Raw genomic sequence first — 20320 nt, forward strand, 5'->3', positions numbered from 1 at the left:
GTCGCACCTCGGACCGCGGTGCGGCCGGCGAGTTCCTCGCGGTGCCGTACTTCACGCAGGAGCAGGCGTGAAGGAAAGCTGCGGCGCCGCTTAAGAAATCCTCGATGGACCAGGGGCATCGCCGTACGGCAGATTGCTACGCGAATCCACCCCTCTCCCCGGTACGGGCGCCTTCGGCGTGCGCGGACCCGGGGTCTCACCCACAGGAGCCGTAGCGTTGAAGGCGCTGGTCAAGGAGAAGGCGGAGCCCGGACTTCGGCTCATGGAGGTCCCGGAGCCCGCGATCGGCCCCGGCGACGTACTGATCAAGGTTCTCAGGACCGGGATCTGCGGCACCGATCTGCACATCCGCAACTGGGACGGGTGGGCGCAGCAGGCCATCAGCACGCCGCTAGTGCTCGGGCACGAGTTCGTCGGCGAGGTGGTCGAGACCGGCCGTGACGTCGCGGACATCGCCGTCGGCGACAGGGTGAGCGGGGAGGGCCACCTGGTGTGCGGCAAGTGCCGCAACTGCCTGGCCGGGCGGCGCCACCTGTGCCGCGCCACCGTCGGTCTGGGCGTGGGCCGCGACGGCGCTTTCGCCGAGTACGTGGCCCTGCCCGCGTCGAACGTGTGGGTGCACCGCGTCCCCGTCGACCTCGACGTCGCCGCGATCTTCGACCCGTTCGGCAACGCCGTGCACACGGCCCTGTCCTTCCCGCTGGTCGGCGAGGACGTACTGATCACCGGAGCGGGCCCGATCGGCCTGATGGCCGCAGCCGTGGCCCGGCACGCGGGCGCCCGCAACGTCGTCATCACCGACGTCAGCGAGGAGCGCCTCGAACTCGCCCGCAAGATCGGTGCGAGCCTCGCCCTCAACGTCACGGGCGCGACCATCGCCGACGGCCAGCGTGAGCTGGGGCTGCGCGAGGGCTTCGACATCGGCCTGGAGATGTCCGGCCGACCGGAGGCGATGCGCGACATGATCGCCAACATGACGCACGGCGGCCGGATCGCGATGCTCGGCCTGCCGTCCCAGGAGTTCCCGGTCGACTGGTCCCGGATCGTCACCTCCATGATCACGATCAAGGGCATCTACGGCCGCGAGATGTTCGAGACCTGGTACGCCATGTCGGTCCTCCTGGAGGGCGGCCTCGACCTCGCCCCCGTGATCACCGGTCGGTACGGCTACCGCGACTTCGAGGCGGCGTTCGCCGACGCGGCGAGCGGCCGCGGCGGCAAGGTCATCCTCGACTGGACTGTCTGAGACCTCTGACCGAGACCGGTTTCCGCTTACCGGGACCTCTTGGACCTCTTAAAGGAACTGATGATGTTCGACTCCGTACGCGACGACCTCCAGACCACCCTCGACGAGATCCGCGCCGCCGGCCTCCACAAGCCCGAGCGCGTCATCGGCACCCCGCAGTCCGCCACCGTGAGCGTCACCGCGGGCGGCCGCCCGGGTGAGGTCCTCAACTTCTGCGCGAACAACTACCTCGGTCTCGCCGACCACCCCGAGGTAGTCGCGGCCGCCCACGAGGCGCTCGACCGCTGGGGCTACGGCATGGCCTCCGTGCGCTTCATCTGCGGTACGCAGGAGGTGCACAAGGAGCTGGAGGCGCGGCTGTCGGCGTTCCTCGGCCAGGAGGACACGATCCTCTACTCCTCCTGCTTCGACGCGAACGGCGGCGTCTTCGAGACCCTTCTCGGAGCCGAGGACGCGGTCATCTCCGACGCCCTCAACCACGCCTCGATCATCGACGGCATCCGGCTGTCCAAGGCTCGCCGCTTCCGGTACGCCAACCGCGACATGGCCGACCTGGAGACGCAGCTCAAGGAGGCGTCCGGCGCCCGCCGCCGCCTGATCGTCACCGACGGCGTCTTCTCCATGGACGGCTACGTGGCGCCGCTGCGCGAGATCTGCGACCTCGCCGACCGCTACGACGCCATGGTCATGGTCGACGACTCGCACGCCGTCGGCTTCGTCGGCCTCGGCGGCCGCGGCACCCCCGAACTGCACGGCGTCATGGACCGCGTCGACATCATCACCGGCACCCTCGGCAAGGCCCTCGGTGGCGCCTCCGGCGGCTACGTCGCCGCCCGTGCGGAGATCGTCGCGCTGCTGCGCCAGCGCTCGCGGCCGTACCTCTTCTCGAACACGCTCGCCCCGGTGATCGCGGCCGCCTCCCTCAAGGTGCTCGACCTCCTGGAGTCGGCGGGCGACCTGCGCGAGCGGCTCGCCGAGAACACCGCGCTGTTCCGCTCCCGGATGACCGACGAGGGCTTCGACATCCTCCCCGGCGACCACGCCATCGCCCCCGTCATGATCGGCGACGCGACCGTCGCCGGCCGGATGGCCGAGCTGCTCCTGGAGCGCGGCGTGTACGTGATCGGCTTCTCGTATCCGGTGGTCCCGCAGGGCAAGGCGCGCATCCGTGTGCAGCTGTCGGCCGCGCACTCGACGGCGGACGTGAACCGGGCGGTCGACGCGTTCGTGGCCGCCCGGGCCGCGCTGAGGGCCTGACCTGAGAGAATCGGTCGCATGATCGAAGCGCGGCGGCTCCACATCCTTCGTGCGGTGGCGGACCACCGTACGGTGACGGCCGCGGCCGCCGCGCTGTACCTCACGCCCTCGGCGGTCTCGCAGCAGCTGACCGCCCTGGAGCAGGAGACCGGGCACCGGCTCGTCGAGCGCGGCGCCAAGGGTGTCCGGCTCACTCCGGCCGGCGAGATCCTGCTCAGTCACGCCAACGCGGTGCTCGCGCAGTTGGAGCGTGCCGAGGCGGAGCTCGCCGCGTACAGCTCGGGTGCGGCGGGCACCGTCACCGTCGCTTCCTTCGCCACCGGCATCGGGCTGGTGGTGGCGCCGGCGCTGGCCCGCCTCGCCGTCACCGCGCCCGGCATCCGGGTCCGCGTGCAGGACGCGGAGGGCGACGCCAGCCTGCCCATGGTGCTGGACCGGCAGGTCGACATCGCGGTCGCCGTCGAGTACCGGGGCGCCCCGGACGCGGACGACCCGCGCCTGAGCCACGTACCGCTGTACGCCGAGCCGTTCGACGCGGTCGTCCCGGTCACCCACCGGCTCGCCGACGCCGCCGAGGTGCCCCTCGCCGAGCTGGCCAAGGACCCCTGGATCGGCCCGTACCCCGGCAACCCCTGCCACGACGTGGTCGTCCTGGCCTGCGAGAACGCCGGATTCCAACCCCGCCTCGTACACTCCTCGGACGACTTCCGGGCAGTCGTCGCCCTGGCCTCGGCGGATGCCGGGGTGGCCCTGGTGCCGCGCTCGGCCCTGCGCGGCATGGACCTCACGGGCGTGGTCGTGCGCCCGGTCGACGGCGTCGCGCCCACCCGCCGGGTGTTCGCGGCCGTACGCCGCGGAGCGGAGGACCATCCGCTGATCAGGCCGGTGCTGGACGCACTGACGAAGGCGCTGACGGAGCCCGCGGTCGTGGAATGAGGGCTGGAGTCTGACTCGTATCTGGGATAACGTCCCGGATATGGGAAGTGATGAGAGTGGAGCTCTCGATGCCCGGCTCGGCGCCCGGCTGGCCGAATTGCGGGCCGAACACGGCTGGTCGCTCGGGGAGTTGGCGGAGCGCAGCGGAATCAGCCGCTCGACCCTGTCCCGGGCCGAGCACGCGGAGATCAGCCCCACGGCCGCGCTCCTGAACCGCCTGTGCGGGGTGTACGGGCGGACCATGTCACAGCTCCTCAGCGAGGTCGAGGCTGAGCCCGCCCTGCTGGTCCGCGCGGCCGATCAGCGGATCTGGGAGGACCGTGCCTCCGGTTTCGTACGGCGGTCGGTGTCCCCGCCGCACCCGGGTCTGCGCGGCGAACTCGTCGAGGGGCGGCTCGCGGCCGGCGCCGACATCGCGTACGACCGCCCGCCCGTACCCGGCCTCGAACAGCACATCTGGGTCCTCGACGGCGCCCTCGGCGTGACGGCGCAGGACGTCGAGCACCGCCTCGGGGCCGGGGACTGCCTTCGGCTGCGGGTCTGGGGCCCGACACGGTTCTCGTGCCCCGGTCCGCGCGAGGTGCGGTACGCGCTGGCGGTGGTGCTGCCGTGACCGCCGTCTCCCGGCTGACACCCGGTCAACTCCTCTCCTCCGTGGAGGAGTTGGCCGACCTGCTGACCGACACCGTGGACGGCGGAGCCTCGATCGGATTCCTCGCGCCGCTCGACCGTACGTTGGCCGTCGCCTGGTGGACGGAGCGCGCGGCTGCGATGTCCGGCGGCCTGCTGGCCGTGTGGGTCGCGCGGGACGCGGCGGACCGGGTGATCGGCACCGTCGCTCTCGCCTTCCCGGACAAGCCCAACAGCCGCCACCGCGCCGAGCTCGTGAAACTGATGGTGCACCGCGACGGCCGGGGACAAGGCCTCGGCCGCACCCTGCTGACCACCGCCGAACAAGCGGCGGCCGCGGCCGGCGTGACCCTGCTGCACCTGGACACGGAGACCGACAGCCCCGCCGAATCCCTCTACCGCTCCGCCGGTTGGACCCTGATCGGGGCGATCCCCGACTACGCGGCCACACCCAGCGGCGTACTGCATCCGACGACGATCTTCTTCAAGCGGGTGGGACCGGCCGCCAGTGCCGGTGCGTTCACCGCGGCTGCCCGCGGCGGGTGATTGTCAGTGGCATTGGCTACGGTGCGTGTCATGCCGGATGCCGAAGACGTACGCCGTATCGCCCTCTCCCTGCCGGACACGCTGGAGAAGGTCGCCTGGAACATGCCCACGTTCCGGGTCGCGGGGAAGATGTTCGCCACGCTGCCCGAGGATGAGACGTCCATCGCCGTGCGCTGCCCGAAGGAGGAGCGCGACGAACTGGCCGTGGCCGAGCCGCGCAAGTTCTGGATCGCCGACCACGAGGCGGGCTTCGCATGGGTCCGGGTCCGCCTCGCGGCCCTGGAGGACGAGGGCGAACTCCACGACATCCTCGCCGACTCCTGGCGCCAGGCGGCCTCACCCCGGCTGCTGGAGTCCTACCCGGACCTGGGACTTCCGGCCGTCGACTGAACACCGTCTCCGGCGTCCGCCGCGGACCCCAGGAACAAGCACCCGGCATCCGAGTGATCAACCCCCGACCCGCGTCCCCAGGAAGCCACCGATCCGCTCCCGCAGCGAAGCGGCGTCGAGGCCGTGCGCTGCCGTGTGCTCGTCGATGCGTCCGTACCGGCGCAGTTCGCGGCGGTCCACGCCGAGGCCGAGGACCCGGTGGGGGACATCGGCGAGCGCGTCGTTGGCGGCGACGGTGGATGTGCCGGCCAGGTACGGCTCGACGAGTACGACGTCTGCGGCGGCCGCCTCCGTTGCCCGGCGCAGCGCTGCCGCGTCGAAGGGGCGGACGGTCGTCGCGTAGAGGACGGTGACGTCGAGCCCCTCCGTGGCCTCCAGCACGGAGTCGAGCATCGGCCCCACCGCGACGACCACACCGGCGCGCCCCTCGCGCACGGTGCGGAACCGGGCGCCGTCGACGGCGAGCCCGTGTGCGTTGGACTGCACGGACAGCCGCACGTACACCTTGTCGTCCCCGGCGGCGACCGCGTGCCGCAGCAGGAACTCGGCCTCGTCCGGATGGCCCGGGACATGCACGGTCCAGCCGTCCAGGGTGTCGAGCAGGGCCACGTCGCCGGGCGCCATGTGCGTGTAGCCCCCTGCGGGCCAGTCGAAGGAGGCGGAGGCGCTGACGAGCACCGCGCCCGCGTCCTGGTGCCCGAGGTCCAGCTTGACCTGCTCGAAGGGCCGCTCCACGAGGAAGCTCGCGAACGTGTGCAGCACGGGCCGCAGTCCGGTCAGCGCCAGACCCGCGCCCGCTCCGATCAGGAGCTGTTCACGGATACCCACGTTGATCACCCGCTCCGGATGCTTGCGCAGCGCCTCGGTGAAGCCGTCCTTGCCGATCTCGGCCAGGACGACCGCGACCCGCGGATCCTCGTCCAGGAGTCGGCTGACGACAGGGGCGAAACGGTCGCGCATGGTGTCCATGGGATGGCGTGTCCTTCCGAAAGGGCGTACGGGCGTGGGGGATGGTGAGCGCCGGGCGAAGAGCCGACCCGGCTGAGCGGCTGAGCGGCGGACCTCAGGCGTACTTCGGCTCGACCCGGGCGACGACCACGCGGGGGCGGCCGGGGTGGGCCGCGACGAAGGCGGCGTGCAGCGCTTCGTGGTCGTGACCGTCGACGGTCTGCGCGGACCAGCCCGCGGCCTCGAAGCGGGCGGCGATCCCACCGGGACGGGCATGGCTCGCGGAGGAGTTGTCGATCACGACCGTGTGCAGCCGGTCGAGTCCGGCCGGTCCGGCGTAGGCGATCGCCTCGTGGTTGCTGCCCTCGTCCAGTTCCGCGTCGCCGATCAGCACCCACACCTGCGGCGCGTCGAGCCTCTGCGCGCGCAGCCCCAGCGCCGTCCCGACGGCGAGCGGCAGCCCGTGCCCGAGGGATCCGCTGCCGATCTCGGCGCCGGGCACCAGGACACGGTCCGGGTGGTGGCCCAGCGGCGAGTCGTACGAGCCGAAGCCCGGCAGCCACTCGACCGGCAGGAATCCCTTCGCGGCGAGCACGGCGTAGTACGCCATAGGCCCGTGCCCCTTGGACAGCAGGAACCGGTCCCGCTCCGGATCGCCCATCCGCTCCGGCCCGACCCGCAGCACCCGGTCGTAGAGCACCCACAGCGCGTCCAAGGTGGACGTCGCCGCCGGCCCGTGCTTCTCGGCGCCGGTCATCAACTCCATCAGCCGGGGCAGGTCCGCGTAGTCGTGGCGCTCGTATCCGCGCTCTGCTGTGATCGTCATGCCAAGAATCGTGCAACCTCGACCAAACTTGAGGTCAAGCCTCGTCCCTCGGTCTCCGTCGCCCGCTCGAACCCCGATGGACTCCGAATAAAGGAGTGCGCGACCACCAGCCCGAGTGCGGTATTGTTTCCGTGCACGTGCGGCCCGGGGAAACCCCAGGTCAGACGGGTATCGGGACGTGGCGCAGCTTGGTAGCGCACTTGACTGGGGGTCAAGGGGTCGCAGGTTCAAATCCTGTCGTCCCGACCAGCTTTGATGCAGGTCGGAAGCCGTTCTCTCGTTTACGGGAGGGCGGCTTTTCGTGTTCCTGGGGGCTGGTGGTCGCGCTGTGGTCGCGGGCCGCACTTGGGGATGGTCCGCGGTGGCGTCGAAAGACGGGCGGGGCGGGGCGGGGGAGCGGCGCCGGTGGGGGGACTCGCGGAGTCGCTGGATGCGGTCGCGCGGTGAGCGCCGCTGCTTATGCCGGGCCCGCCGATCGGATCTCCAATGTCCGCCAGTCCATGTGGCCGTGGCCGCTGCGGTGCAGCAGGCCGCGTCAGCCGTCAGGTCGTCGCTCGCTGGAGAAGATCGTCTGCCTGACCTCTCCCGGCGGGCGCGGACTCGCGAATACCGGCACGCGAATACCGGCACGCGCCAAGATGGCCCGGCTGGGGTCCGGGCCGCCTTGGATCGATGGGGTCAGGCGGGCTGCGGGGCGGGCCTTGCCGGAGCGGCCGCGACCTCGCGGGTCTCGTGCATCATCAGCAGGCCGTTGACGACCATCAGCGTCGCGGTCAGGCCGTGGACCCCGAGGGCGGTGGCCACGGAGCCGTGGTGGGCCAGGACGGTGGTCATGTCGCCGTACGCGGCGAGGGCCTCCACCAGCAGCACCCAGCCCAGCGCCCGGCGGTGGCCCGTCACCAGCAGGATGCCCAGGACCAGGGCCAGGACGACGTCGCGGATTCCCTTGATGATCAGGAAGCCGCCGCCGTCGCCGGAGGGCCAGCTCGGCAGGCCGAAGCCCGGCGCCGTTGTCTCCGGGCTCAGGATGAACTCCGTCCCGAACCAGAGGATGAAGAGGATGAAGGCGGCGGTCAGGACGGTGTTGATCTTCTTCAGCGGCATTGTTCTTCTCCTTGCGAGTCTTCGTGAGATTGCGGGAGCCAAGTGAGTTGCACGGGGCCTGGTCAGGCGGCGCGGATGTGGCGGGCGTAGCGAGGGCGGCCGAGGGTGTGCCAGATGCCGCTCGCGTACTGGCGTGGGGAGGTAGACAGGAGCGTGGCGCGCTCGTCGGCTCCGGCGGTGGCCGCCCCACGCCGGGGCCCGCGGCGTCCAGCCGGGGCGGCGTGGCCTCAACGCGATCGTGCTGGGCCTGCACGCGCAGGACGATGTCCGCCTCCGGATCGACCCGCGACAGGAGCGGCGGCCACAGCGGTTCGGGTCGCCCGCGCCCGCGCCCTCACCCCCGGTTACAGCTGCCCCGTCATACGTCGATCTGCTCGAAGATGTGCGGGTACGACACGATGTCGTCGGGGAACTCGGCCGCCATGTGCTGGAACTCCGGGCTGTCCAACGCAGTGGCGAGCGCCTCTGTCGACTCCCAGACCGCGATGTTCATCAGCAGCTGGCTGTCCGCCGTTCCCTTGTGCATCTGCAGGGAGATGAATCCCGGCTGAGCTTTCATGAACTCGGCCTGCCTGCGAAAGAGGGCCAGGAACGATTCAGTCCTGTCCTTCGGGACGAAGAAGGTGTTGGCCAGGACGATGGGCCCGGTCTCCTCCTTGAACTGCGCGAACATCGGCGTGTGCGGGTCGAGACTCTGCAGCTTGGCCATTCGTCGGTACTTCCTCTCACGATCGGTCAGTGGGTGTCACTGGGGGCCGCGTCCTGCGGTTACGAGCGAAGTTCGAGGGTGCTGAGGACCGGGCGGGCGAGCCCGCGGGGTCAGACGAGGGCGGCGACCAGCAGCGCGAAGGCGGCGATGATGACGGCGACGCGGACGTAGTGGAAGCGGAGCCAGCGGTTCATCTGCTCCTTCCAGTCGGCGGGCCGGTTGTCAGGGGTCCACGTCTTGTTCCGGTTGTTGATCGGGACGAGCAGCAGGATCGACATGACCACGCTGAGGATCAGCAGCGCGCCGGCGGTGACCACGAGGCCGGTGCCGTGGTGGTGCCGTCCGGCGACGGCCCATATGCCGACGAGGACGAGCGAGCCGATGTACCAGACCGGCATCACGGCGCCGAGCATCCGGCCGCCGTGAGCGTGGCCGAGTTGGCCGCTGTCCTCCGGGAGGGCGTTGAGGATCGGGTTCATGACGAAGGCGACGGCGAACTCCACCCCCACCATCACGCCGACGACCACGGTGGTGACGACCTCGAGTGCGTTGAGCATGATGACCCTCTCGGCATCTAGTGTTGCTAGCTGATGAAGCAACGCTAGTACTGCTGCCGCTCTCTTGTCTAGCGGTGCTAGGATCGAATCATGTCGGTACAGGAACGCAAGGAACGCGAACGGGCGGAGCGCGAGCGCCTCATCGTGGCGACAGCCCGCGAACTCGCCGAGCAGCAGGGCTGGGACGCGGTCACCACCCGCCGGCTCGCCGAGCGCATCGAATACAGCCAGCCCGTCCTCTACAGCCACTTCCGCGGCAAACGCGAGATCATCGGCGCCGTCGCCCTCCAGGGCGCCACCGAGATGGCCGAGGCGGTGCGGGCCGCGACAGCCGCCGCGGACGGCCCGCGCGCCCGGGTGTACGCCCTCGCCCGCGCCTACCTCGACTTCGCCGAACGCAACCCGGCGGTCTACGACGCCATCTTCCAGCTCGACGGCGGCCTCGCGTACGCGCAGGAGGAAACCCCGGAACCTCTCAAGGACGCTTTCGCCGCGCTGCTGGAGTGCCTCGGCGAGGTCGCCGGGGACGGCATCGCCCCGGGGCTGTTCACCGAGGTCTTCTGGGCGTCCCTGCACGGGGTGGCGACCCTGACCCGGTCGGGCCGGCTACCGCCGGAGGACACCGAGCCGAGGCTGGAACTGCTGGTGGACCGGCTCCCCGTGGTCTGACACGCCATCCCGGCAGGCACACAGCCGGGGCCTTCGGGCCCCGCCGCTTGCCTGTGGCCCACACGGCGCAGCCGCAGATCGCCGGCCCTCTGTACCCCAGACGGGCACTCGCCCCGGAAGCTGCGATGCTCATTGGTCATGACCCGATACGCGCCCTGACGCCGCTCTTATGGGTAGGGCGCGGGTCGGTCACGTCGTGCGCTGCTGCGAGCACCCGCCTGAGAGAGCTGTACGCGCCAGACTGCGGATCACAACGACGTTGCGTGAGATCTCGGCACACACGAGACAAGAGTGATGACCTAAGGTCACTCCTCCCGGGTGGCTTGGAGTCAGAAATTAGGGCCGGCTCTGCGAGGGCAAGCAGTCGCCTGACGTGAAGATCTGGGGTGTTGCGCTGTTTCCCTGGTACGCGGCGATGACCCAATGGGTGTAGTTCCAGCGTTTGTTGGCGTTGTACTCGGCAAGCAGCTTGGGGCAGGCGGTATGGGTGACGACGTCCTGGAAGTGGGTTTGCTGCGCGCGGCCTGCCAGAGCGCCGGAGCCGTCCCAGGCCCACACATACATCGTCTTTTCGACCGGGTCGAAACCGAGGCTGATGGCGTCGTCCCGATCGAAGGGCTCCAGGCCGTGCCCCTCGGCGATGCGGGCGTTCCACGCGGCTGTGACAGCTTTCACCGTGTTCCCCGCGACGCGGATCTCGGCCTTGTCGCTGCTCGGGATCTCGGCGGTCGCCATGCCCTCCTCGGTCCCCTGTTGTTGCCCGGCGACTTGGGTGAAGCAACCGTCAGTGGCCCGTCCGAAGCCGAGCAGGGTGGCTTCGTCTTCGCCCTCGTAGTCCTTCCAGTAGACGGAGAAGCGGCCATACGGCCAACTGGTCGGCGCGTCCTTGAGGCGGGTGGCGAGGGTGGCGCAGGCGGCCATCTGGCCGGCCCGGCGGAAGACTTCCTTGTAGTCGTCGGTCAGCGTGGAGATGGGGCCACCGGTCACCATCACGGTCTGCGCCCGCTGGTTGAACGTCACCGTGGGCTTCATGAACGCCATGTCTTTGGTGGCCAGCATGGCCGTCACCTGGTTGCGGATCGCAGTTTCGGCGTCGGTCTCTGCTCTACCGCTCGCGGCACGGCTCGCGCTCCACTCGCCGGGTGCCGGCTGTGTTTCGTCGTCCGCTCGGGTGAAGGCGGTATCGGTCACCCCGGCCAGCGGGTCCGTGGGGATGAGGATGGTACGGGGATCGATGTCCTGCAGCCCGGCCACGTCGTCGCTGTCCGGCACGGCGCGGGCGGTTCCCTCGGCCTTGGCGGCAGAGGCCTGGGCGCCGGCTCGTACTGTTGTGGGGAGCGCGGCTGCGCTGCTCCCGTTGTCGCCGTTGCCGCGGAGGGCGAGCAGTCCGCCCATGCCCGCGCCGACGATCGCTGCGGCGACGAGGCCGATCGTGACAACCCGGCGCCGGCTGGAGCTGCCGGGAGTTCGGGCTGGTTCGGGCCAGGCAGGGTCGTTGATGGCGGGTACGGACCACTGGGCTGCGACCGAATTTCCCACGAGCGTGGGCGCGATGCTCCCCTCGGCGTTCTCACTGCGATCCAATATCTGGGTGGCCTCCGCGGAGAGCAGCCGCGCGCAGGTCTCAGCTGTTTCGACCGCGGTGGGCCGTTCGGAAGGCTCCTTGCCCAGGGCCTGCTCAAGGATCGTCTTCAACCGCTCCGGTATCCCGTGCAGATCCGGGACGCCCGAGGTGACGCGGTACGCGATGGCTTCCTGGGCGCCGCTGCCGAACGGGAGCCGACCGGTCGCCGCATAGGCCACGAGGGCGCCCCACGCGAACAGATCGCCTTCGGGCCCTGCCGCACCGTTGCGGTAGTGCTCGGGACTGATCCAACCCGGTGTGCCCGTGAGTACGCCGGTCCGGGTCACGCTGGTCCCGTCGGTGGCATGTGCGATGCCGAAATCCAGTACCCGAGGACCGGTCGGTGTCAGCACCACGTTCTGGGGTTTCACGTCTCGGTGAACCACCCCGGCTTTGTGGATCGCGGCGAGTGCCTGGGCGGTGCCGGTAGCGAAGGCGTACAACGTGCCGCCCTTGAGCGGGCCGTGGGCGGCCAGATGCTGGGTCAGGGTCGGGCCTGGTGCGTAGGCGGTCGCCAGCCAGGGACAATCGGAGTCGGGGTCGGCCGCCAAGAGCGGTAGCAGACAGGGGCCCTGCACCCGGGCGGAGAGTTGCACCTCGCGGCGGAACCGGGCGCGGAACTCCGGATCGCCGGCCTGCGCGGGGTGGATGACCTTGACTGCCACCCGCGTCCCGTCCGGGGCGATACCGGCGTAAACGGTTCCCATGCCGCCCACGCCGAGTCGGCCGACGGTGCGGTACGGACCGACGCGGGAAGGGTCACCGGGGCGGGCAGGCTGGACCCGCCCGCCCAAGCCAGCATCAGGCACGGGAAGTCCGATCATCTTGTGCAGAGGGTCTCTTGTACGCGGATGGATGCTATCCGCGTATGGACGCCCAGTTAGTGTAGTTTCCGGCAAGCCGTCTGGTCTGAGGGCGCCCGGCGGACTCGGCAGCAGCCCGATTCCGGCCGCTACATCGACCGGGACGCTGGGCAGCCTGGCTGAGTAAATGTCGCGGGTCGGGAGGGGAATCGTGAGGCCGGATCAGGAAATTCGAGCCGCAGCGGTGCAGGCCGCAGCGGTCCTGTACGGGCAAATGTCGAGTGACCAAGATGTTTCCGAAGGCGATCCAAAGACCATGCAGAACGCAGCGGTCAACGTTGAAACCTTGGCACGGAAGTTCGAGATGTACATCAAGGGCGCGGAGCCTCCCGGGCCTGTGCCCCAGCGAGGGTCTCCCGCGCCCCGCCTTGGATAAGCCTCAGTGACAAGGCCCCCTGCATTGTCGTGAGGACCACGCGGGGGCCCTTCTTCATGTCCGGGGTCAACTGCGCTGCGCTGCGACCGCGTCCGTGTACAGCTCTCGGGTCAGACTATCCGGGCCGATGCCCAACTCGCCGAGGACCGCACGGATGTCTTCGAGGGCCGCGCTCAACTCGCCCTCGTCGACGATCGCCTCGACTTCGAGGAACGTGCCGTCGATCTCGGGGACGCGCACGAAAGTGGCGAGCATCCGCCGGCCGTGCGCGGTGAAGTCGTAGTTGCGGCACCGCTTCTGGAAGGCGATGACCGGCACATAGCCGAGGCCCTGCAGGATGGCGTGTGCAGCCTGCGAGTCGTCGACCCGGGTCTCGTGTTCGGGTTTCGACCCAGACGCCTCGTCGACTGTGGCGTCCTTGAACGCAAGTACGGTCCGCAGCCCGTCCCGTCCGTGGACGGTCCGCACGCGCAGTTCCTGGTCCCGTTTCTCCAACTGCCTGCCGGGCTCGTCGTAATAGGTGTCCTGGTAGATCTCGACGCGGGCCTCGGCACGCTCGTCGAGCTGCCGCATGACCGCCTCGGGCGAGTGGACGCGGGCCTTCAACTCCGCCTCGATCACGTGCGGTTCCCTTCCCTCGGTCAGACCGTGCGCTGAGCGCCGTCGATGAGCGCCTCGAACATCCTGCTGAACCCTCGAAACAGAGGGCCGTGCGGTGTCTCCATCACCTTGTACGTCGCGCTCTCGTGGCCTTCCCATCCGGCGTCGAAGGCGCTCACAAACATGGTGGAATCTGTGCGGATGAGCCGCCAAGTGGGCAGCATCCGGTACCGGTACACCTCGATGTCGCACGAGTCGGCGAGCAGCTCACGCAGCCGCGCCTCGGCGAGCCGCACTCCGCTGGCGAGGGACTCGGCGGACTCTCCGATCTCGGCGGCTCGTCTGGTCAGGGCTTCGCTGTCTGGGTCGAGAAGCAGCACCCGCACCCGGAGCCCTTTGCCGCCCTGCTCGCGCGGCAGGCAGGCCCGCAGGAGGCTCTTGTTCAGTCCGATCACACCGAGGCCGCGCACGGCCAAGATGTCCAGCTGCTGCGCGGTGTGGGCCTGTTGCCGGATTTCCTCGGCGGCGGAGTTCTGGGCGGCGTACACGCGTACCACTTCAGGGAACGCGGCGAGGTCAAAGGCGGCGCCGCCGGAGCGCTTCTCTCGGCCGGCGGCCAGGCCGAGCAGGTGCCGGGCGTCGTCGGGCATCCGCAGCCCGTCCGCGATCCGCTCGTACACGTCCAGCCGTGAGACTTCGCGGTGGCCGTTGATGATCTCGTTGACGCGAGCCTGCGTCATGCCCACTGCTGCAGCGATGCGGGCCTGGCTGGCTCCGGCGTATTGCTGCACGTGCCGGAACGCTGCGCCCATGTCCCGCGTGCGCAGCGACTGCCTGACTTCGGCGCGCTCCCATGCCCAGTCGGGCAACTCGATCGGCCCAAGCATCGTCATGCCGCAGCCCCCGGTATCCACGAACTGGATGGAAAGCCATCCCACCGTGAGATTACCGGTCGGGTATCGAACCGGCACCGTGCGTCACAAGATCCTGAACAGATCGCGAAATCCCGGACGACCGCTCGAACGGCCCCGGGGAATGGCCGACTGCGAAGGAGTCGACATGGCGCACCGTACCGCCGAGCCGTCCACAAAGGCAGGGTTCGCAGAACCTCCACCGGACATCGTCACCATGCGCGACACCGTGAACCGGCTCCTCGACCCGGACTCGGCCCCCGAGGCGCTCCCCCCAACTTCCGGCGAGGTGGACACACTCACCCGCGCGATGCGCGGACAGCTGGAGTTGATGATCCCCGAGATCGAGGGCGCGGTCAGGGGGCGCCCCCAGAACGTGGCGCAGTACTGCGCGCTTGCGTGCGTCGGCGAGGCCCGGGGCAAGCTGCGCGTCCAGGCGCAGCCCGGATACGAGTCCGCTGTCGCCTACGCACGGCGCCTCGCTCGCGCCCTGTGTGCCCTGTGCGACCACTACGAGCGACTCATCGGGGTCGCGTCGTGAGCATGGCGCCCTGCGCGTGTGCCGCTAGTGGAGGTTCCGGTCGCCGTCGTTGTTGATGGCGGTCCGGGTTTGGACGCGGGCCGCGGTGGTGCTGGTGCAGGCGACGGTGGCGAGGCGGGAGGTGGCCGCGGCGGCCCGTGGGGTGGTGCGGGCGAAGCCGAGGCGGTGAAGCGGCTGAGGGCTTCGAGGGCCCCGTGAGGGGGACTTGAATGTCAGTGCGACGGTGAGGGTTTTCGTGCGTCCGGGCCGGCCGCGTGGCCGGCCCGGACGTCAGGAGCTGGATCAGACCAGGTCGAACCGGTCAAGGTTCGAGACCTTGGCCCAGGCCGCGACGAAGTCGTTCACGAACTTCTCCTTCGCGTCGTCGCTCGCGTAGACCTCGGCCAGCGCGCGCAGCTCGGAGTTGGAGCCGAAGACGAGGTCGGCACGGGTGCCGGTCCACTTGACCTCGCCGGTCGCGGCGTCGCGGCCCTCGAAGGTGTTCTGGTCCTCCGAGGTGGACTTCCACGCCGTGCCCATGTCGAGCAGGTTGACGAAGAAGTCGTTGGTCAGCTTGCCCGGCGTGGTGGTGAGGACGCCGTGCGACGAGCCGCCCTGGTTGGCGCCCAGGACGCGCAGACCGCCGACGAGGACGGTCAGCTCGGGGGCGCTCAGGGTGAGCAGGTTGGCGCGGTCGAGCAGCAGGTACTCGGCCGGCAGGCGGTTGCCCTTGCCGATGTAGTTGCGGAAGCCGTCCGAGGTCGGCTCCAGCGCGGCGAAGGACTCCACGTCGGTGTGCTCCTCGGTCGCGTCCACGCGGCCCGGCGTGAAGGGGACCTCCACGTCGTAGCCGGCGTCCTTGGCGGCCTTCTCGACGCCGACGGCACCGCCGAGGACGATCAGGTCGGCCAGCGAGACCTTCTTGGCACCGGAGTTGAAGCCGGCCTGGACACCCTCGAGGACGCGCAGGACCTGGGCGAGCTCGTCCGGGTCGTTGGCCTCCCAGCCGCGCTGCGGCTCCAGGCGGAGGCGGGCGCCGTTCGCGCCGCCGCGCTTGTCGCTGCCGCGGAACGTCGAGGCCGACGCCCACGCGGTGGAGACCAGCTGCGAGACCGTCAGACCCGAGTCGAGGAGCTTGGCCTTCAGGGCCGCGATGTCGGCGGCGTCGATGACCTCGCCCTCGGCCTCCGGCAGCGGGTCCTGCCAGATCAGCGTCTCCGCCGGGACCTCCGGGCCGAGGTACAGCGACTTCGGGCCCATGTCACGGTGGGTCAGCTTGTACCAGGCGCGGGCGAAGGCGTCCGCGAACTCGGCCGGGTTCTCGTGGAAGCGCTTCGAGATCTCGCCGTAGATCGGGTCGAAGCGCAGCGAGAGGTCGGTGGTGAGCATCGTGGGCAGCTTCTTCGAGTCGCTGTGGGCGTCGGGGATGATCGCCTCGGCGTCCTTGGCCACCCACTGGTTGGCGCCGGCGGGGCTCTGCGTGAGCTCCCACTCGTAGCCGAAGAGGATGTCGAAGAAGTCGTTGCTCCACTGGGTGGGCTTGGTGGTCCAGGTGACCTCCAGACCACTGGTGATCGCGTCGCCGCCCTTGCCGCTGGCGTGGGTGGACTTCCATCCCAGGCCCTGCTCGGCCATGGAGGCGGCCTCGGGGTCGTTGCCGACCGCGTCGGCCGGGCCGGCGCCGTGGGTCTTGCCGAAGGTGTGACCACCGGCGATCAGCGCGACGGTCTCCTCGTCGTTCATCGCCATGCGGCGGAACGTCTCGCGGATGTCGCGGGCCGCGGCCAGCGGGTCCGGGTTGCCGTTCGGGCCCTCCGGGTTGACGTAGATGAGGCCCATCTGGACTGCGCCGAGCGGGTTCTCCAGCTCACGGTCGCCGGTGTAGCGCTGGTCGTCGAGCCAGGTGGTCTCGGGACCCCAGTACACGTCCTCGTCGGCCTCCCAGACGTCCGCGCGGCCGCCGCCGAAGCCGAAGGTGCTGAAGCCCATCGTCTCCAGCGCGACATTGCCCGTGAGGATCAGGAGGTCGGCCCAGGAGATGGACTGGCCGTACTTCTTCTTCACCGGCCACAGCAGACGGCGGGCCTTGTCGAGGTTGCCGTTGTCCGGCCAGCTGTTCAGCGGCGCGAAGCGCTGCTGGCCGCGGCCGCCACCGCCGCGGCCGTCGCTGATGCGGTAGGTGCCGGCGCTGTGCCAGGCCATACGGACCATCAGCGGGCCGTAGTTGCCGAAGTCGGCCGGCCACCAGTCCTGCGAGGTGGTCAGCACCTCGGCGATGTCCTGCTTCACGGCAGCGAGGTCAAGCGCCTGGAACGCCTCGGAGTAGTCGAACTCCGCACCGAGCGGGTTCGCCACGACGGGGTCCTTGGCGAGGATCTTCAGGTTCAGTCGCTCCGGCCACCACTGGCGGTTGCCGCCGCCCTGCGTCGGGTGCGGGGCACGGTCGTGCGCGACCGGGCAGCCACCGGTGCCCTCGACCTTGGGGTCGGTGACGATTGCATCGGGGTTCTCAGACATGGGAATCCTTCCGGACCAGACAGATCATGGTGGTCAGGTACTGAGGGCGGTGGAACAGGTGGGGCACAGGCCCCAGTAGATGACCTCGGCCTCGTCGATGGCGAAGCCGTGGTCGTCGGACGCAGTCAGACAGGGGGCCACGTCGACCGCGCAGTCGACGTCGGCGACGACGGCGCACGACCGGCATATGACGTGGTGGTGGTTGTCGCCGACGCGGCCTTCGAACCGGGCCGGGCTGCCGGCCGGTTCGATGCGGCGTACGAGTCCGGCGGCGGTGAGGGCGTGCAGGGCTTCGTATACGGCCTGAACGGATATATGGCCCACGCGAGCGCGTACCCCGGTGGCGATGGCCTCGACACCGAGGTGATCACCGTGCCGGACGGTTTCGAGCAGCGCGACGCGGGCGGCCGTCACCCGCAGGCCGGCACCGCGCAGCTGCTCGGCGGTGGTCGGACTCTGGGATGCGGTCATGACGTCAAACCTATCCTCATAAACACGAACGATTCAAGAAAACGATCCATCAAAGTTTAGAAGAAGAGGTGTCGCAGCGGCCGGCCCGGCGGCCGGCCCGCGATTTCCGGGCGGGTACGAGGTGGCTACGAGGTCCGGGACCGCCTCCCGCGGGGCCGCTCCCGGCGGCCGATACCCGCCTGTGTCGGGACCGGTCCGGGTGGTATGCCAGGGGGCGTGCGCCGTCGTGCGCGGTCCTACGGCGTCGTGCGCGGTCGTACGGCGCCCTCCGCGGTCGTACGGCGTCGTCGGCAGCCGCCCCCCTCAGTCCTTCCGCTCTCCGTCCCCCGCCCTTCGCGCAGTCCTTCCCGCCGCTTCGTTCTTCCCGACCGCGCTCGTTCCGGGACACGCTCCCGGTCATCCCGGCCTCACCGGTCGCGGCGGCCGGGCGACGTATCTTCTGGGCGCGGACTTCCGTCCGACCCGAAGGCCTTCGGGCCCATGTCCTGTCCGGCCCGCGACGCACCACGGCCGCTCGGAGGAACCATGACGCAGACATCCGATCCCGCACCGACGCCCGCGATCCGCCAGGTGACGGCGGTGCTGAGGAATCCCCGGGTCTGGGCCACCCCCACCGTCCTGCTCACCCTGCTGGCCCTGCTGCTGCCGTTGTTCTACATGGGCGGTGTCCTCAACCCGCGCGGGAACCTGCACGAGATGAGGATCGGCCTGGTCAACAGCGATCAGGGGGCCCTGGTGGGCGGCAGGCAGCAGAACTTCGGGCGCCAGATCACCGCCTCCGTCAAGAAGGCCGGAGACCGGAGCGACAAGATCGACTGGCGACCGCTCAGCAGGGCGGAGGCCCAGGAGCAGCTGGAGTCCGGGAAGCTGTACGGCGCCCTGGTGGTCCCGGCGGGGTTCACCACATCGGTGGCCGGGCTGGCCGATCCGCGCACCAAGAACCCCACGCGCCCCACCATGACCGTCCTGACCAACCCCTCCATGGGGAGCCTGGGGTCCTCGCTGGCCCAGCAGACCTCGCAGAAGACCGCCCAGCAGGCCTCGATCGAGCTGGGCAAGACCCTGACGAGCCAGTTGAGCGGCAGCGGTACGGCGATCTCCGGGCCGCTGCGACTCGTCCTCGCCGACCCGGTCGCGGTCACCGTCCAGCAGGGGCACCCCATCGGCGACCACAGCGGGCTCGGGCTGTCGGCGCTGTACTACACGCTGCTGTTGATCCTCGCCGGGTTCCTGGGCGCCAACATCATCAGCAACGGCGTGGACGTCGCCCTGGGCTACGTCGACAACGAGATCGGCCCCTGGATGGTCCGGCACCCCGTCGTGGCCATCAGCCGCACCCGCACCCTCGCCGTCAAGTGCGTCATGTCGGTGGTGCTGGCCGCCGTCACCTCATCGGTGATCATGGCCGCCACCGTCGGCATCCTGAACATGGACGCCGCCCATCTGCCCATGCTCTGGGTGTTCTCCTTCTGCGCGACCGCCGCCGTAGGACTCGGTGTCCAGGCCATCAACGCCGCCTTCGGCGGGCTCGGGCAGCTGGTCAGCATGTTCGTCTTCATCGTCATGGGCATCCCGTCCTCCGGAGCGACCGTCCCGCTGGTCGCGGTGCCCCCGTTCTTCCGCGGGCTGGCGATCTTCGAGCCGATGCGGCAGCTCACCGACGGCGTGCGCTCGATCCTCTTCTTCGACGCGCGCCTGGACGCCGGACTGGGCCGTGCCTGGGTCATGACCGCCATCGGAATCGCCGCCGCTCTCCTCTTCGGCTTCGCGATGACCCTCTACTACGACCGCAAGGGCCATCGCCGCGTCGTCCCGCAACTCACCTGACCGGGTCACCTGACCAGGTCCGGCCGCCCGCCTCGCCGCAACCCGGGGGACCGCAAGCGCCGACCGGGGTACCGGATTCCGGAGTCGGATCGCCCGCTCTGCTGTTCAATGAAGCTGAACACGGCTCGGCGGTGAAGGGAGTTGCCCGTGTCTCCTGCGGTCGTGCCGCCCCTCGGCGCGCGGATCCGGCGGGCGCGCCTGGAGCGAGGCGTGAGCCTGCGCGCTCTCGCGCGCGAGATCGGGGTCTCCGCGAGCCTGATCTCGCAGATCGAGACCGGCAAGAGCCAGCCGTCGGTGAGCACGCTGTACGCGATCACGACAGCCCTGGACATCTCCGTGGAGTCGCTCTTCGACGCCCGGGAGGCGACCGCTGCGGCCCCGGCGGCCGTGGGGGCACCGGCCACCGTCCTGCACGCCCTCGCCGCGTTCGCCGCCGACCCCGGCCGCCGTATCGGACCGCTGGTCGGTGCCGAGGAGCGGGAGAGGCTGGAGCTGGACTCGGGCGTGGTGTGGGAGCGCCTCGGCCATGTCCCCGGCACGGACGTCGACTTCCTGCTCGTGACCTACCGCCCCGGCGGCTCCTCCTCCGGCTCCGGCGGCCTGATGCGGCACGCGGGAACCGAGTACGGCGTTCTGACCTCAGGCGAACTGGTCCTCACCCTCGGCTTCGACGAGTACACGATCCGCCCCGGCGACGCGGTCAGCTTCGAGTCGACCACTCCGCACCGCTACCGCAACGACGGCTCCGAACCGGCCGTGGGCGTCTGGTTCGTGTTCAGTACCACTTGACACT

Annotated in this window: 20 protein-coding genes and 1 tRNA gene; 11 read left to right on the plus strand and 10 right to left on the minus strand. The window is 69.9% G+C overall.

The features are described from left to right. The first annotated feature begins 217 nt into the window (after nt 1-217). From tdh to ABZS97_RS06970, 6 genes are all read left to right on the plus strand, one after another. On the plus strand, nt 218-1246 hold the full coding sequence (gene tdh / locus ABZS97_RS06945) for an L-threonine 3-dehydrogenase (RefSeq protein ID WP_356134432.1): 1029 nt from the start codon (nt 218-220) through the stop codon (nt 1244-1246). A 63-nt stretch (nt 1247-1309) separates the two neighbouring features. Then, complete coding sequence (locus ABZS97_RS06950) at nt 1310-2503, plus strand: glycine C-acetyltransferase (protein ID WP_356134434.1); 1194 nt, start codon at nt 1310-1312, stop codon at nt 2501-2503. An 18-nt stretch (nt 2504-2521) separates the two neighbouring features. Continuing rightward, nucleotides 2522-3439: a LysR family transcriptional regulator gene (locus ABZS97_RS06955; protein ID WP_356134435.1), complete on the plus strand. Its 918-nt coding sequence runs from the start codon at nt 2522-2524 to the stop codon at nt 3437-3439. 40 nt (nt 3440-3479) lie between these two features. Then, nucleotides 3480-4052 (plus strand): helix-turn-helix domain-containing protein, encoded by a 573-nt coding sequence (locus ABZS97_RS06960; protein WP_356134436.1) that lies wholly within the window; start codon nt 3480-3482, stop codon nt 4050-4052. After that, a complete protein-coding gene (locus tag ABZS97_RS06965) occupies nt 4049-4615 on the plus strand; it encodes a GNAT family N-acetyltransferase (protein WP_356134437.1) in 567 nt (188 codons plus the stop codon). Before ABZS97_RS06960 ends, ABZS97_RS06965 begins: the two co-directional genes overlap by 4 nt. 30 nt (nt 4616-4645) lie before the next feature. Further along, nucleotides 4646-5005: an MmcQ/YjbR family DNA-binding protein gene (locus ABZS97_RS06970; RefSeq protein WP_356134439.1), complete on the plus strand. Its 360-nt coding sequence runs from the start codon at nt 4646-4648 to the stop codon at nt 5003-5005. 57 nt (nt 5006-5062) lie between these two features. Here ABZS97_RS06970 and ABZS97_RS06975 read toward each other — a convergent pair whose 3' ends face one another. Both ABZS97_RS06975 and ABZS97_RS06980 read right to left on the minus strand, forming a co-directional pair. Beyond that, nucleotides 5063-5974 carry a transketolase gene (locus tag ABZS97_RS06975; RefSeq protein WP_356134441.1) on the minus strand — a complete coding sequence of 304 codons (912 nt, stop codon included), beginning with the start codon at nt 5972-5974 and terminating at the stop codon, nt 5063-5065. Between the two features lie 94 nt (nt 5975-6068). Then, on the minus strand, nt 6069-6779 hold the full coding sequence (locus ABZS97_RS06980; RefSeq protein ID WP_356134443.1) for a transketolase: 711 nt from the start codon (nt 6777-6779) through the stop codon (nt 6069-6071). 172 nt (nt 6780-6951) lie between these two features. On the opposite strand from ABZS97_RS06980, the gene ABZS97_RS06985 reads away from it, so the two are divergent. After that, nucleotides 6952-7028 (plus strand) — tRNA-Pro (locus ABZS97_RS06985). Between the two features lie 429 nt (nt 7029-7457). Here ABZS97_RS06985 and ABZS97_RS06990 read toward each other — a convergent pair. From ABZS97_RS06990 to ABZS97_RS07000, 3 genes are all read right to left on the minus strand, one after another. After that, nucleotides 7458-7883, minus strand: coding sequence for a DUF4267 domain-containing protein (locus tag ABZS97_RS06990; RefSeq protein ID WP_356134445.1), 426 nt, complete (start codon nt 7881-7883; stop codon nt 7458-7460). A gap of 358 nt (nt 7884-8241) precedes the next feature. Further along, nucleotides 8242-8592 carry an antibiotic biosynthesis monooxygenase family protein gene (locus tag ABZS97_RS06995; RefSeq protein WP_356134447.1) on the minus strand — a complete coding sequence of 117 codons (351 nt, stop codon included), beginning with the start codon at nt 8590-8592 and terminating at the stop codon, nt 8242-8244. Between the two features lie 110 nt (nt 8593-8702). Next, a complete protein-coding gene (locus ABZS97_RS07000; protein WP_356134449.1) occupies nt 8703-9149 on the minus strand; it encodes a DUF1772 domain-containing protein in 447 nt (148 codons plus the stop codon). Nucleotides 9150-9239: 90 nt separating this feature from the next. Here ABZS97_RS07000 and ABZS97_RS07005 point away from each other — a divergent pair, with 90 nt between their 5' ends. Then, on the plus strand, nt 9240-9818 hold the full coding sequence (locus tag ABZS97_RS07005; protein WP_356134451.1) for a TetR/AcrR family transcriptional regulator: 579 nt from the start codon (nt 9240-9242) through the stop codon (nt 9816-9818). 336 nt (nt 9819-10154) lie between these two features. Here ABZS97_RS07005 and ABZS97_RS07010 read toward each other — a convergent pair whose 3' ends face one another. From ABZS97_RS07010 to ABZS97_RS07020, 3 genes are all read right to left on the minus strand, one after another. After that, nucleotides 10155-12266 (minus strand): serine/threonine-protein kinase, encoded by a 2112-nt coding sequence (locus ABZS97_RS07010; protein ID WP_356134453.1) that lies wholly within the window; start codon nt 12264-12266, stop codon nt 10155-10157. Between the two features lie 481 nt (nt 12267-12747). Next, a complete protein-coding gene (gene cyaB / locus ABZS97_RS07015; protein WP_356134457.1) occupies nt 12748-13302 on the minus strand; it encodes a class IV adenylate cyclase in 555 nt (184 codons plus the stop codon). Nucleotides 13303-13322: 20 nt separating this feature from the next. Beyond that, the gene (locus tag ABZS97_RS07020) at nt 13323-14252 is read right to left on the minus strand and encodes a helix-turn-helix transcriptional regulator (RefSeq protein WP_356134459.1); all 930 of its coding nucleotides are present in this window, start codon (nt 14250-14252) and stop codon (nt 13323-13325) included. 88 nt (nt 14253-14340) lie between these two features. Here ABZS97_RS07020 and ABZS97_RS07025 point away from each other — a divergent pair, with 88 nt between their 5' ends. After that, nucleotides 14341-14733 carry a DUF6415 family natural product biosynthesis protein gene (locus tag ABZS97_RS07025; RefSeq protein ID WP_356134463.1) on the plus strand — a complete coding sequence of 131 codons (393 nt, stop codon included), beginning with the start codon at nt 14341-14343 and terminating at the stop codon, nt 14731-14733. 282 nt (nt 14734-15015) lie between these two features. On the opposite strand, the gene katG is transcribed toward ABZS97_RS07025, so the two are convergent. Both katG and ABZS97_RS07035 read right to left on the minus strand, forming a co-directional pair. After that, nucleotides 15016-17229, minus strand: coding sequence for a catalase/peroxidase HPI (gene katG, locus ABZS97_RS07030; RefSeq protein WP_356134466.1), 2214 nt, complete (start codon nt 17227-17229; stop codon nt 15016-15018). A 33-nt stretch (nt 17230-17262) separates the two neighbouring features. Next, complete coding sequence (locus tag ABZS97_RS07035; RefSeq protein WP_356134468.1) at nt 17263-17700, minus strand: Fur family transcriptional regulator; 438 nt, start codon at nt 17698-17700, stop codon at nt 17263-17265. Nucleotides 17701-18225: 525 nt separating this feature from the next. Between ABZS97_RS07035 and ABZS97_RS07040 the strand changes: the two genes are divergently transcribed. Both ABZS97_RS07040 and ABZS97_RS07045 read left to right on the plus strand, forming a co-directional pair. Then, the gene (locus tag ABZS97_RS07040; RefSeq protein ID WP_356134471.1) at nt 18226-19527 is read left to right on the plus strand and encodes a DUF3533 domain-containing protein; all 1302 of its coding nucleotides are present in this window, start codon (nt 18226-18228) and stop codon (nt 19525-19527) included. Nucleotides 19528-19674: 147 nt separating this feature from the next. After that, nucleotides 19675-20316: an XRE family transcriptional regulator gene (locus ABZS97_RS07045; RefSeq protein ID WP_356134473.1), complete on the plus strand. Its 642-nt coding sequence runs from the start codon at nt 19675-19677 to the stop codon at nt 20314-20316. Nucleotides 20317-20320 lie beyond the last annotated feature (4 nt).

Source organism: Streptomyces sp. NPDC005485 (assembly GCF_040606085.1).
Classification (GTDB): domain Bacteria; phylum Actinomycetota; class Actinomycetes; order Streptomycetales; family Streptomycetaceae; genus Streptomyces.

Excerpts from the sequence above, each read along its gene's own strand:
- ABZS97_RS06950 (WP_356134434.1), top strand. The coding sequence starts at position 1,310 with ATGTTCGACTCCGTACGCGACGACCTCCAGACCACCCTCGACGAGATC.
- ABZS97_RS06955 (WP_356134435.1), top strand. The coding sequence starts at position 2,522 with ATGATCGAAGCGCGGCGGCTCCACATCCTTCGTGCGGTGGCGGACCAC.
- ABZS97_RS06960 (WP_356134436.1), top strand. The coding sequence starts at position 3,480 with ATGGGAAGTGATGAGAGTGGAGCTCTCGATGCCCGGCTCGGCGCCCGG.
- ABZS97_RS06970 (WP_356134439.1), top strand. The coding sequence starts at position 4,646 with ATGCCGGATGCCGAAGACGTACGCCGTATCGCCCTCTCCCTGCCGGAC.
- ABZS97_RS06975 (WP_356134441.1), bottom strand. The coding sequence starts at position 5,974 with ATGGACACCATGCGCGACCGTTTCGCCCCTGTCGTCAGCCGACTCCTG.
- ABZS97_RS06980 (WP_356134443.1), bottom strand. The coding sequence starts at position 6,779 with ATGACGATCACAGCAGAGCGCGGATACGAGCGCCACGACTACGCGGAC.
- ABZS97_RS06990 (WP_356134445.1), bottom strand. The coding sequence starts at position 7,883 with ATGCCGCTGAAGAAGATCAACACCGTCCTGACCGCCGCCTTCATCCTC.
- ABZS97_RS06995 (WP_356134447.1), bottom strand. The coding sequence starts at position 8,592 with ATGGCCAAGCTGCAGAGTCTCGACCCGCACACGCCGATGTTCGCGCAG.
- ABZS97_RS07000 (WP_356134449.1), bottom strand. The coding sequence starts at position 9,149 with ATGCTCAACGCACTCGAGGTCGTCACCACCGTGGTCGTCGGCGTGATG.
- ABZS97_RS07005 (WP_356134451.1), top strand. The coding sequence starts at position 9,240 with ATGTCGGTACAGGAACGCAAGGAACGCGAACGGGCGGAGCGCGAGCGC.
- ABZS97_RS07010 (WP_356134453.1), bottom strand. The coding sequence starts at position 12,266 with ATGATCGGACTTCCCGTGCCTGATGCTGGCTTGGGCGGGCGGGTCCAG.
- ABZS97_RS07025 (WP_356134463.1), top strand. The coding sequence starts at position 14,341 with ATGGCGCACCGTACCGCCGAGCCGTCCACAAAGGCAGGGTTCGCAGAA.
- katG (WP_356134466.1), bottom strand. The coding sequence starts at position 17,229 with ATGTCTGAGAACCCCGATGCAATCGTCACCGACCCCAAGGTCGAGGGC.
- ABZS97_RS07035 (WP_356134468.1), bottom strand. The coding sequence starts at position 17,700 with ATGACCGCATCCCAGAGTCCGACCACCGCCGAGCAGCTGCGCGGTGCC.
- ABZS97_RS07040 (WP_356134471.1), top strand. The coding sequence starts at position 18,226 with ATGACGCAGACATCCGATCCCGCACCGACGCCCGCGATCCGCCAGGTG.